The sequence below is a fragment of the Streptomyces glaucescens genome (genome assembly GCF_002154375.1).
GTDB classification, from domain to species: domain Bacteria; phylum Actinomycetota; class Actinomycetes; order Streptomycetales; family Streptomycetaceae; genus Streptomyces; species Streptomyces glaucescens.
The window spans coordinates 1-10,813 of record NZ_MUND01000586.1 but is presented as its reverse complement, the minus strand read 5'-3'; the positions used below and the strand labels follow the sequence as shown (position 1 = coordinate 10,813).

Annotated in this window: 10 protein-coding genes and 1 pseudogene; 8 read left to right on the top strand and 3 right to left on the bottom strand. The window is 70.5% G+C overall.

Annotation, left to right across the window (positions count from 1 at the left end):
* Nucleotides 1-75: 75 nt before the first annotated feature.
* Nucleotides 76-217, top strand: a pseudogene (locus CCN42_RS45965) (ATP-binding protein); the annotation flags it as partial.
* Nucleotides 218-615: 398 nt separating this feature from the next.
* On the opposite strand, the gene CCN42_RS32440 reads toward CCN42_RS45965, so the two are convergent.
* Nucleotides 616-1,566, bottom strand: a complete 951-nt coding sequence (locus CCN42_RS32440; RefSeq protein WP_086740958.1) for a LysR family transcriptional regulator — start codon at nucleotides 1,564-1,566, stop codon at nucleotides 616-618.
* Between the two features lie 200 nt (nucleotides 1,567-1,766).
* On the opposite strand from CCN42_RS32440, the gene CCN42_RS32435 reads away from it, so the two are divergent.
* The 4 genes from CCN42_RS32435 to CCN42_RS32420 are packed head-to-tail and all read left to right on the top strand — an operon-like array spanning nucleotide 1,767 to nucleotide 4,478.
* Complete coding sequence (locus CCN42_RS32435) at nucleotides 1,767-2,261, top strand: nuclear transport factor 2 family protein (protein WP_245877570.1); 495 nt, start codon at nucleotides 1,767-1,769, stop codon at nucleotides 2,259-2,261.
* Nucleotides 2,258-2,731: a nuclear transport factor 2 family protein gene (locus CCN42_RS32430; protein WP_086740956.1), complete on the top strand. Its 474-nt coding sequence runs from the start codon at nucleotides 2,258-2,260 to the stop codon at nucleotides 2,729-2,731. Before CCN42_RS32435 ends, CCN42_RS32430 begins: the two co-directional genes overlap by 4 nt.
* 20 nt (nucleotides 2,732-2,751) lie before the next feature.
* Nucleotides 2,752-3,639, top strand: a complete 888-nt coding sequence (locus CCN42_RS32425) for an alpha/beta hydrolase (protein WP_211294837.1) — start codon at nucleotides 2,752-2,754, stop codon at nucleotides 3,637-3,639.
* A complete protein-coding gene (locus CCN42_RS32420; protein WP_086740953.1) occupies nucleotides 3,636-4,478 on the top strand; it encodes an NAD(P)H-binding protein in 843 nt (280 codons plus the stop codon). Before CCN42_RS32425 ends, CCN42_RS32420 begins: the two co-directional genes overlap by 4 nt.
* A 225-nt stretch (nucleotides 4,479-4,703) precedes the next feature.
* On the opposite strand, the gene CCN42_RS46275 is transcribed toward CCN42_RS32420, so the two are convergent.
* A complete protein-coding gene (locus CCN42_RS46275) occupies nucleotides 4,704-5,162 on the bottom strand; it encodes a glycosyltransferase (RefSeq protein WP_422641220.1) in 459 nt (152 codons plus the stop codon).
* A gap of 93 nt (nucleotides 5,163-5,255) precedes the next feature.
* Entirely contained in the window at nucleotides 5,256-5,837 is a 582-nt protein-coding gene (locus CCN42_RS46270) for a glycosyltransferase family protein (RefSeq protein ID WP_143662087.1), read from the bottom strand.
* 465 nt (nucleotides 5,838-6,302) lie between these two features.
* Here CCN42_RS46270 and CCN42_RS32405 point away from each other — a divergent pair, with 465 nt between their 5' ends.
* The 3 genes from CCN42_RS32405 (at nucleotide 6,303) to CCN42_RS32390 (ending at nucleotide 9,854) form a co-directional block, all read left to right on the top strand.
* Nucleotides 6,303-7,004 carry a hypothetical protein gene (locus tag CCN42_RS32405; RefSeq protein ID WP_086740950.1) on the top strand — a complete coding sequence of 234 codons (702 nt, stop codon included), beginning with the start codon at nucleotides 6,303-6,305 and terminating at the stop codon, nucleotides 7,002-7,004.
* A gap of 303 nt (nucleotides 7,005-7,307) precedes the next feature.
* Nucleotides 7,308-8,990, top strand: a complete 1,683-nt coding sequence (locus CCN42_RS32395) for a HEAT repeat domain-containing protein (protein ID WP_143662085.1) — start codon at nucleotides 7,308-7,310, stop codon at nucleotides 8,988-8,990.
* Between the two features lie 288 nt (nucleotides 8,991-9,278).
* On the top strand, nucleotides 9,279-9,854 hold the full coding sequence (locus CCN42_RS32390; protein WP_086740945.1) for a DUF3291 domain-containing protein: 576 nt from the start codon (nucleotides 9,279-9,281) through the stop codon (nucleotides 9,852-9,854).
* Nucleotides 9,855-10,813: the final 959 nt, after the last annotated feature.

Sequence of the window (10,813 nt, the reverse complement as noted above, 5' to 3'; positions counted from 1 at the left end):
CCCTGCTCGGACCCCGGGGTCGGCGAGACGCACACCGCCGTCCCCCTGGCCGTCGCGGCTGCCGGGCCGGCTGCTCGATCTGTCAGCGCTTGGGGCCAGGCGTTCGGCGACGAGCCCCATGGCCACCGCCATCCTCGACCGACTCCTCCACCACGACGACGTCATCGCCGTCAACGGCCCAGCTGCAGGCCGGCTGAAGTACCGCCTCATGGCCATGGTGACCTTTCCGGTCGCTTCGGCCAGCGAACGATGTTCCCTCGGGCCGTCGGCCGGCCCGCCGACGAAGGTCACCAGGACAGTGATCGAATCCGGGTCCATCGAAGCCGTCGCCTCGACACGCTGCCCTTCACTCGGGGCCGCAGCCCCGTCGCCGGGACCACCACATCCCACGAGCGCAACCAGCAGGCGGCCAGCACAGCCCACCATGCTTCGGATCGGCGTTCACACATCCTGCCTGGACCAGGTCAGACGGCCTGCAGCAGAGACGATCTTGTGTCCCCGGCACGGTCCGGGCCCACGAACGCGCGCCATCAACTGGCGACGTTCAACCCTACGCAGCTGGGGAACTGAGGCCGTACTCCGGCAGACGGCCGCGCTCCGGTCGAGTGGCCCGAGTCACGGCTGCGCCCCGGCGGGGGCAGTCGACGCCGCCGCTTGGTGGAATTGTCGACCGCCTTCGACGACGGCGCGGACTTCGGCGATCAGGCGCGCGATCACAGGCTGCGGGGCGCTGTCGGTCCACACCACGGCGAGATCGAAGGGCTCCCCGTCCGTGACCTCGATCCAGCGCACGTTGCCGGCGGGCAGCAGCGCGTGCAGCGGCTGCGGGGCGAACCAGATGCCGCGACCGCGGCCCACCTCCAGCAGACAGTCCTCGACGGTGGGAACGCTCCGGCCGCGTGGTGCGGGACGGCCGTCGGGCCGCGGGTCGGCGAGCCAGAACCGTTCGTCTTCCGGCGACACGAGGACGTCGGGACACAGCACCGGTTCGTCGGCGAGGTCGGCGAGGGTCAGGGTGTTCCGGTCGGCCAGGGGATGCCGGGTGGACACCACCACGGCTCGGGGGTCCGTGCGGACGACACGGGTGTGCAGCCCTGGGTCACCGACCGGAAGCCACATGAAAGCCGCGTCCGCGGCCCCGTCGTTGAGGAGGTCACGCTCCTGCTTGGGGGATTGCGCACCCTTCAAGGTCACCCGTAGACCGGGCACCGCCGCCTCGAGGGCGTCGGCCACGTCGACGGCGAACAGGGTGGTCGCGGCGGGACAGCACGCCAGGCGAAGGGTTCCGGTCTGGGCGCTCGCCGCGGCGCGGACCCGAGCCGCCAGCCGGGCGACATCGTCCACGACGGTCGCGCCTCCGGCGGCGAGTTCCTCTCCGGCGGCCGTGAGCAGCACACCGCGCGAGGTGCGCACCAACAACGCGACCCCCAGGGAGCGCTCCAGCTGCCGCACGTGCGTCGACACCGCCTGTTGACTCAGGTGGAGGGCCGCTCCGGCGCCGGTGATGGACCGCTGCCGGGCCACGGCCAGAAATGAACGCAGGTGCCGGAGGTCTATTTCGCTCACGCCCAACACCCTAACCGCCACAGCGATTTACGGTGCCAGGTACAAGATCTTGCTGTTTCCCCCAATGACGTTCCCGCGTCCAGACTCTTGCCGTCGGCAGGTACGGACGCGCCCTCTCGGAACACGGTCCCGGGCACACCAGCCTCGCCCGCCGGGCAAGCCGGCAGAGCCATGCGCAACGCAACAACAGGAGAGACTCAGTGAGCACGACAGACCGCCCCGCCCTCGACGCGGACGTGCGTCGCCTCGTGGACCACCAGGCCGTGGTCGAGGTCTGCACTCGGATGGCGTGGTACGCCGACCAGCGTGAGTGGGAGGCGCTGAAGAGTGTGTTCGCCGATGTAGTACGTCTGGACTACACGAGCCTCAACGGCGGCGAACCGGCCGTGCTGTCACCGGAACAGATCGCGGACGCCTGGTCTCAGGTACTGGGCGGGTTCGACGCGACACAGCATCTGCTCGCCAACCACCTCGTGACGCTGGCGGACGACACCGCTGAGTGCACAGCGTCGTTCCAGGCCACCCATCGGCTGGCGGACCCGTTCGGCGCACCGCTGTGGACGCTGGGCGGCACCTACCGGTTCGACCTGGTCCGCGTCGGCGGGGAATGGAAGATCGGCGGCGTGCTGATGAAGGCGGTCTGGGCCGACGGCAACAAAGAGCTGATGACGCTGGCGGCGAGGGCGGCCGGATGACCCGGCGGCACGGCGTCGTCCTCCTGGCCGCTCTCCTCCTCGCAGCGGCCTGCACCTCGAAGTCTTCCGAGCCCGGCACGTCGAGCCAGTCCGCGTCCGGCAGGCCCACCACATCGCGTCCGACAGGCTCCGACCCCGTCCTGCAGAGCGAACTGCTGAAGCCCGTCGCCCGGTATGTCCAAGCCGTCAACGCCGAGGATCTCGACGCCCTGGTGTCCGCTTTCGCCACAGACGCGGAGGTGATCGACGTCGGCCGCCGCTTTCCCGGCCGTGAGGCCATCCGTGGCTGGGCCGACCAGGAGGTCATCGGCGGCACGCTGACGGTGGACGCCGTCGTGGAGAGCCGACCGGGCTACCAGAAGCTGCTGGTGACCTTCGCCCCCGGAGGCAGCGCGGGATTCGCCGCCCACTACGCCTTCACGGTGTCCGATGCGGCCATCACCCGCGCCGACCTCACCTACGCCGACTGACCGTCTTGAAAGGAATGTTCGTGTCGACCCAGCACAAGGTCACCTTCCCCAGTGGTGAGGCCACCCTCACCGGCAACTTGTTCCTGCCCGACGGTGAGACCCGGGCTCCGGGGATCGTTGTGGCCGGTACCTGGACCAGTGTCAAAGAAATGATGGCCGACCGGTATGCCGAACGGCTGGCCGACCGCGGATACGCTGCCCTGTCGTTCGACTTCACCGGCTTCGGCGAGTCCGAAGGCGAGCCGCGCGATGTGGAAGACCCGGCGCGCAAGGTCCGCGACATCCACCACGCGGTGACCTTCCTGGCCGCTCACCCGTCGGTCGACGCCGACCGGCTGGGCGCCCTGGGGATCTGTGCGGCCGCTATGTACATGGCCGACAACGCCGCCCACGACCCCCGCGTCGGCGCCCTCGCCCTGGTCGCACCCTGGCTGCACGACGCCGTGATCTGCGAGGCCGCCTACGGCGGCGCGGACGCCGTGTCCCAGAAGATCAAGCTCGCCCGCGAAGCCCGCGCTCGGTTCACTCGGACCGGCGAGGTCGAAGTCGTCCCGGTGGTCAGCGCCACCGACGAACGCGCCGCCATGCCCTACGCCATCGACTTCTACCTCAACCCCGCCCGCGGCGGCATCCCGGCCTGGCCCAACCGTTTCGCCGTGATGGCCTGGGAGGACTGGCTCACCTACGACTCCATCGCCCTGGCGCCCTTGATCACCCAGCCCACCCAGCTTGTCCACGGTGCGGACGCCGCCGTTCCCGACGGCGCCCGCCGCTTCCACGCGGGGCTGGCCGGGCCCAAGGACATCCTCTGGACGGACGGTACCCAGTTCGACTTCTACGACCAGGAACCCCAAGTCACGCTTGCCGTGGACACCGTGGCCGCTCACTTCGGAAGGACCCTGCGATGATCCTCGTCACCGGAGCCACCGGGCAGGTGGGCGGGGAAGTCGTCCAGGCGCTCGTCCGCGCCGGGCAGCCGGTCCGCGCGCTGGTGCGCGAACCCGCCGACCTGCCGGTCGAGCAGGCTGTCGGAGATCTCGACGATCCGGACTCGCTCGCCCCGGCCCTCAACGGGGTCCGCGGGGTCTTCCTGCTGCCCGGCTACCGCGACATGCCGGGCCTGCTCGCCGGGATGAGGCGGGCGGGGGTGGAACGGGTGGTGCTTCTGTCCAGCCTGGCCGCCACCGCCACCGACACCCGCAACATCGTCTCGGAGTTCATGATCCGGTCCGAGACAGCGGTCCGTGAGTCAGGGCTGGCCTGGACGTTCCTTCGCCCCAACGCGTTCATGTCGAACGCCTTGCGCTGGCTGCCCCAGCTACGCCAGGGGGATGTCGTCAAGGACGCCTTCGGCGATGTGCCCATCGCCTCCGTCGACCCCTACGACATCGCTGCCGTGGCCGTCCGGGCTCTGCTCGACCCCGGCCACGAGGAGCACGTCCATCTGCTGAGCGGCCCGGAACGGCTCCTGCCCGCCCAACGCCTGGCCGTCCTGGCCGACGTGCTCCGCCGCGATCTGCGCTTCCACCCCCTCACGGACGAGGAGGCGCGGGCCGACATGACCGGACGTATGCCGAAGGAGTACGTCGACGCGTTCTTCAGCTTCTACGGCGACGGGACGATTGATGAGTCCCAGATCCACCCCACCGTGGAGAAGGTGACCGGTCGTCCGCCGCGCACCTTCCGTCTCTGGGCTCTCGCGCACCGCGACGCCTTCACCACTTCCTGGATTTCCCCGACAGCATGAAGGCGCCTCGCCATCCCCGGTGGGCCGGATGCCAGATCGGCGACAAGGTCCAACCGGCCGACCACGAAGGCGACACCTCCGGATCCCTCCGCCCCCGACCCGAGCCCCGTCAAGCCCCATGTGTGTGAAGGCGATGCCCACGACTGCCCCTTCGCCGGCATCCACAAGTCCGGCTGCTGATCAGGTCGAACTACCAGGTGGCGGGCCCCTTGCCGGGCATCGATCTCAACCGATCTCGTCGAGCAGCAGCTTCGCGGCCACCGTCGCGCCGTCGGTGCGGATCGTGCCGGCCACAGCGGCTGCGCGGGTTCGGGTCTCGGTGGTCAGGACGACACCGAGCGCGGCCGGCAGGGACTCGAAGGTTGGGTTCGGGCCGTCGTGTGCCGCGCCGATGCCGGGGTCGGCCACGCGGCCGGCCCAGTACGGCTGGTCCGCCAGCTGGGGTACGACCACCTGGGGCGCACCGGCCAGGGCGGCCGTGGTCGTGGTGCCCGCGCCGCCGTGGTGGACGACGGCGGCGGCACGCGGGAACAGCGCGTGATGGTTGACCTCGCCGACGGCGAAGCAGCCCTCCTGGTCGTCGGCCAGGGCCAGATCGGCCCAGCCGGGGGAGAGGAGCACGCGGTGGCCGTGCGCCCGGACCGCCTCGACGGCCGCCCGGGCCACGGCGTCTGCGTCGTGCATGGGAATGCTGCCGAACCCCACGTACACCGGCGGTTCGCCGGCGTGGAGGAACGCCTCCGCATCGGCCGGCAGAGGGCGGTCGTCCGTCCGAAGTCATGCGCTGGTCTGCACCACGTCGAGGTCTGCCGGCTCCTGCCATGGGCTGAGGACCGGGTCGGCGGCCAGCCGGGGGCGATCGGTGAGAACGTAGTCGCGGAAGTGGCTCACCGGCGGCAGGCCGATGGATGCCCGGTGGGTGTTGAGACCGGTCCCGAACAGCACGTTCATGGTCTCTGTGTCCAAGTCCCACAGGACTCGGTTGTCGGTCACGCCGGGCGGGAACGGCCGGCCCGACCGCTCGAACGGCGGATGGTGCGGCGAGGGCAGGTAGGCCGGGAAGTAGGCAACGAACACGTAAGGGAGGCCCAGGCGCTCGGCTGCCGTCCTCGTGCCGGCCGCAGCCGGGAGCAGGCCGGTCGCCAGGATCACGTCGCATTCCTCGGCCGCCGTGACGACCGCCTCGTACGTCGTGGCGGTCATCGCCGCGGCGCGTGCGGGCGGTCCCTCCGCGGGAGCGTTCGTCTTCCCGGTGAGCACCCCCTTCACAAGCGGGCGCACCGGCTCGCCGACCGGGACCAGGGCGAGGCCGACGGAGTCGAACAGCTCCGCGATGTCCGAGGGCGTGCACATCTGCACGGAGACGTCGAACCGTTCGAGAGAGCGCGGGGCGGCGCGCTCATGACGGAACGCGACTCTGACGTCGAGCCGGTGAGCAGACGGACGCCTTCGTCATCATGGGCCGGTGACGACATGGATGCGCTGTTACTGGGACGAGGAAGACGTCGGGTTCTACTTCGAGGTCGACGCCGAAGGCTGGGTGACCCGACAGATCGAGCTCCAGGGCCCCGAACGGACCCCGATCACAGCAGCCTCCCTCGATGAGCGGCAGCGTCCCTCTTCCGGGCCGGTGGCCTTGTCGACGTCCTCGTGGGCATGGGGGCTCGGCGCCCCCCACGTGCCTGACACCCAGCGTCGCCCGCCACCCCTCTGCCTGGGCGTTGGTCACCAGACAGACACCTCACGTTGCGATGCCGCCGAGTCGGTCGGCCGTGAGGGGCGGGGTCTTCGACAGTTCTGTCCGGGCTCGGAGAGAATCCCGGCATGGTGATGGCACGGCACTTGTACTCCTCATCGCCCGTCGTGGACGGGCACCCGCTCCTGGGCGAGCCGGGCTTCTGGCCTGCGTACTTGGCAGACCTTGCTGAGGGGTTCGTGCCAGAGGCCTTCGGATCGGACGCAGGCGACGCGGATGCCATGCTGGACACGCTCCACGACCCGTTGGCGTGGCCCATGTTCACGGTGCCGCTGATCGGCGGCTTCGCGATCGTCGTGCACTTCAACAGCGGCGAGGAGTTCACGACCACGGACTATTTCCTCACGCACTCCGACTGGAGCCAGGATCTCGTCCTGGCCAGCGACGATCAGGACCGCATCGGCCCCGGGCTGTGCTGGCCCGAGCTCGCCGCCCTGCTGGAGGCACCAACGGGTGCGGCAGGCGTCACCGATCCTCACGCCCGTCTCCTCCTTCTCCTGCCGGTTCTCGGCGACGCGGCAGTGCCGGAGGAGGCCGTGGCGGCGGTGGTCGAGGCTCTGGCCGCCGAAGGTGCGCCCGAGGCGGGGGAGGCGTTGGCCAGATGCTTGCTTCAGGGACACCCCATGTGGGGCGCCGAGGACTGGTGGTTCGACGATGACGAACAGAGCTGGCTCTGCGGTGGGGATCACAGCCCCCGCAAAGTCCCCCTCGGCGACCACCTGCCCCCACAACAGCGAGCCGCCCTCGAAGCCTGTCTCACCCCCCGTTGACCGGCTCACGTTCATGCTGCACATCCGAGCGGCGGGGAGGAGACCGTCCCCGTCGTCCTGCGACCGGGCCGAGGCGCTGGACTGCCATGCCTACGACACCGCGGCAGGCAACGTGCTCAGGCCGGGCGGCCCGAACGGCTGGCAGACGTTCCAGGCGTTTCAGGCGTTCCAGGCGTACCGGGACCGGGTGCTGGGCCTGTTGGACCCTTCGGTCACGGACACCAGTCGCCTGCCAGGCCGGGCCCACTTCACGTGCCGGAAATTCGCTGGTGGGAAGGGTGGGGGACCAGGCTACAGTCGCGCATGACTGTGTACGGCCTCGGCCCCACCAAGCTCTACGCCCCCGCCGAGCGACTGCTCCACGGCAGGGGCGTGGAGTCCGCGATCGGGGCCGGAGAGGCCGAGGACTGGATCCGGCTCGACAGCCGCGTCCATCGGGCCACCTGCAGCGTGTTCCGCGGCTGGAAGCCGACCTCCTGGATACGCGTCGGCTTCCGGTCGGTGAACACACGGGAGATCGCGGACTGGCGCCACGCCCCGTACTGGCAGGAGGGCCTTGACGGGACCGGATCCCCGTCCTGGAGCCTCCCGCCCACCGAGTCCGAGATCGCTCTGTGCCTCTGCCACGTGGATCCCCGCGTCCGTGCGGCGGCGCTGGACCTCGATGAGTCGGCGGAACTGCCCGCCTCCGTCCTGCCGCTCGTTCTGATCCGGAGCGCGGACACCGACGAACGTGTGCGGACCCTCGCCCGCGCCATCCTCGACCGGGTGCTCGGCGACGCCGACAAGGCATTGCCGCGTCAACTGGTGTCCCTTGCCATCCTCGTGGGTACGCGGAGGCGGTACGGGACCTGGGCGCGGGAGGCCGTCCTGGGGCGCCTCGGCGCACTGCCCGACGAGGTGCTCACCCGCCTGCTGACGAACGACCGGGAATCCCGGCTCGCCGGTCTGGAGGCGGCCACCATGTACGGGTTGTCGGCCATGGAGCAGGTTTGGGCGCTGGCCGAGCAGGACCGCGACGAGGGCGTGCGTGCGGTGGGCGTGCGCACCGCGATACGTCTCGCACTCGCCTCCGGGCAGCAGGCGGTCATGGACGACGCCAGGGCCCGGTTCTTCGACCACCTCGACAACGACTGCGCCTACGGTCTCCGCCTCACCACCTTGGCCACCGCCGTGGAGACCGGCTTCCTCCACGTCGGCGACCTCGCCACTCTCGCCGCCACCCACCGGTACCGGAAGATCCGGCGCCACGCCTGCGCGGCCGTCCTCGCCCACCCGGAAGGGGACGTGGTCCTCGACCGTCTGCTCTCCGCCCGGGACACCTTCGTGCGCTCCGCCGCCGTGGGACGACTGCGCCACGCCGGCCGCGGCGACGAACTGCCCCGGTACCTGACGGACCTCTCCGGAGGCGTGCGCGCGACGGCGTGCCGGGAACTCCGGGCGGAGGGGTACGACCTCCGCGCGCACTACCAGGCACTGTGCGCCGACCCGGCCACCGTCGCCCCGACCGCGGTCCTGGGCCTCGCCGAGCAGGGGCACCCCGAGGACGCAGCCCTGCTGCACCCCTTCCTCCGGCACCCGCACGCCGGGGTCCGCGCCCGCGCCCTGTCCGCGCTGCGCATGCTCGACGCCCTGCCCGACGACGCGCTCCCGCCGTTCGCCGATGACCCGGACCCCGGCGTCCGCGGCACCGCCCTCAGCGCGCTCCGCGACACCCCCTGCCTCCTGCGGGACCTGCTCGACAGCTCGCGGGAGGACGTGCGGGCGCGGGTGGAGGTCCTCCTGGAACGGAACCGGGTCTACCGGCAGAGCGCCTGCCGCTGCTGCCCCTCTCCGCCGCCGGCGCCGAGGCGGTCACCGTGGGTGAAGTCCTTGGCTGACCCCCGCCCCGAGCCCTGGCAGCCCTCCATGACCCGCCCGGCTTCCTACGACGCCGGTTCCGGTGCCCGGGACTCGCTTCCCCTGTGGCTGAGACCGTCGCGCTGACCACCCCAGGCCCTGCCCCGCCGAGGCGGTGCTGTTCCAGCAGCGGTTTGCGGCGCCCCGCAGGGGCCTGTGCAGAGGCCATGGGGACCGGGAAAACGCAACTTCGACATGGTTCGCAGAGGCAGCTACCTTCACCTGGTCTTCGGCGGTTGCCCACGGTCGCACAGGGGTTTCTTCAGGCTGAGCCACCCGCAACGGGATGAGTTGGTCACGCCCCACGAATCATCGCCCCATGCGTAAGCCACCGAACCGGGTCCCCATCAGGCACCCCCAAGCAGGGAGAGACGTATGACCCATCTTGCTCTGTACACATTCGGCGTCCTGAAGTCACCTCTCGCCGATCCCGCACCTCTCACGCATGAGTTCTACGACATTGGCGAGGCCGTCTACCGGAAGATCAGTCAGCACCCCGGGTACCTCGGGCATGCTGAAGCGGCAGACGGCGACCGGGGCGCGCTCTTCGAGGCGGACTGGGGTGCATGGGGAGAGTTCGCCGTACCGACGTGGTACGGCAAGGGCCGTACGCCGGAAACCACCGCCCTGGCCGCGACCCTCTCACTCTGGACCGACCTGCGCCCCGCCTTCGACGCCGTCTACAGCGGTCCGCACCGTGAGGCGCTGAACAGGCGTTACGACTGGTTCGAGAGGACAGGGCACCCAAATCACGTGTTCTGGTGGGTCTCCGACGGCGTGATACCCACCTGGCGGGACGGGGTTTCCCGGCTGGAGCACCTCCACGACCACGGCTCCGCGCCGCACGCCTTCACCTTTCACCACTCGTTCGCCCCGGACGGAAGCCCGACCAAGGATCGAAGGCGTGGGGACGAAGAGCGACCAGGTTCGCTGACAAGGAAGCCTGAATGACCAGCCTCAGCCCGAGCGGCTCGGCCTGCCGCATCGCCCGCTCCCGCTGCGTCTCCGAAGCGGCGAGATAGGCCTGGGTGACCATCGGGAACTGCGGCAGTTCGTCCGGCGCGACGTCCTGCACGGCCCTTCGGGCCAGGAGCACCGTCCAGGTCGGTTCCCCCTGTCTCCGGCCATGTGTACCCCCTGCCCCTCCGACTCCGCCGCCTACGGCGAAAGATGACGTGCCGAGGCCATGAAATCCCCACAGCTCGGGATACTTCCGCTGTCCGTCCACATTCCGGTTCATCCCCGTTGTGGCAGCGGGACGAGTGCCCGGCCCGACGCACGGGGCGCCCACCCAGGGCTGGTGGGCGCCCCGCGGATGAGTCTCCTGGCGTCGACGGCAGGCGCATTCCCCGACGAAGAGCGGACCGAACGGCAGTCCGGTGGCGCGCCCCCTGTTCCGCCGATGCTGCCGCCGCCACCGGGCCATCCCCGACTACTGGGCCTGGTTCTCGCCGAGCTGGAGCGCAGTTGCCTACCGCAGCGTACGGCGTTCGGGCGCGGCAACGCCGCCTGGCTATGCACTCCCACCGGCAGGAGGCCTACGCCGGACCGTCGCTGAAGCGCCCCTTCCGCCGCTGCTGTTCGTCTTTCGTCCCCGCCCGGCGCCGCGCGGCCCCGGCGTCATGCCAAGGCCAAGAGGCCAGCGGCCCTCTTGCAGGACCGCGAAGAAGATGACGGCGGTTACGACACGGGTCCAGTCCTCCGACGGAGGCGAGCCCCGTGGCTGGGCTCAACCCCCGGGGTCGCCCGGCGAACCAGCGGGAGCGTCGGGAAGTTCCGCCGGGGGCGCGGCGCTATCGCGCGGGATGCCGCTGTGCCTAGGGGGTGTCGTCAAACTCCCGTCGTCGTCCGCAGGGCAGACGGGAGTTCGACGACACCCCCTAGCGCCCGCCACCGGGCTTGAGCAGGCC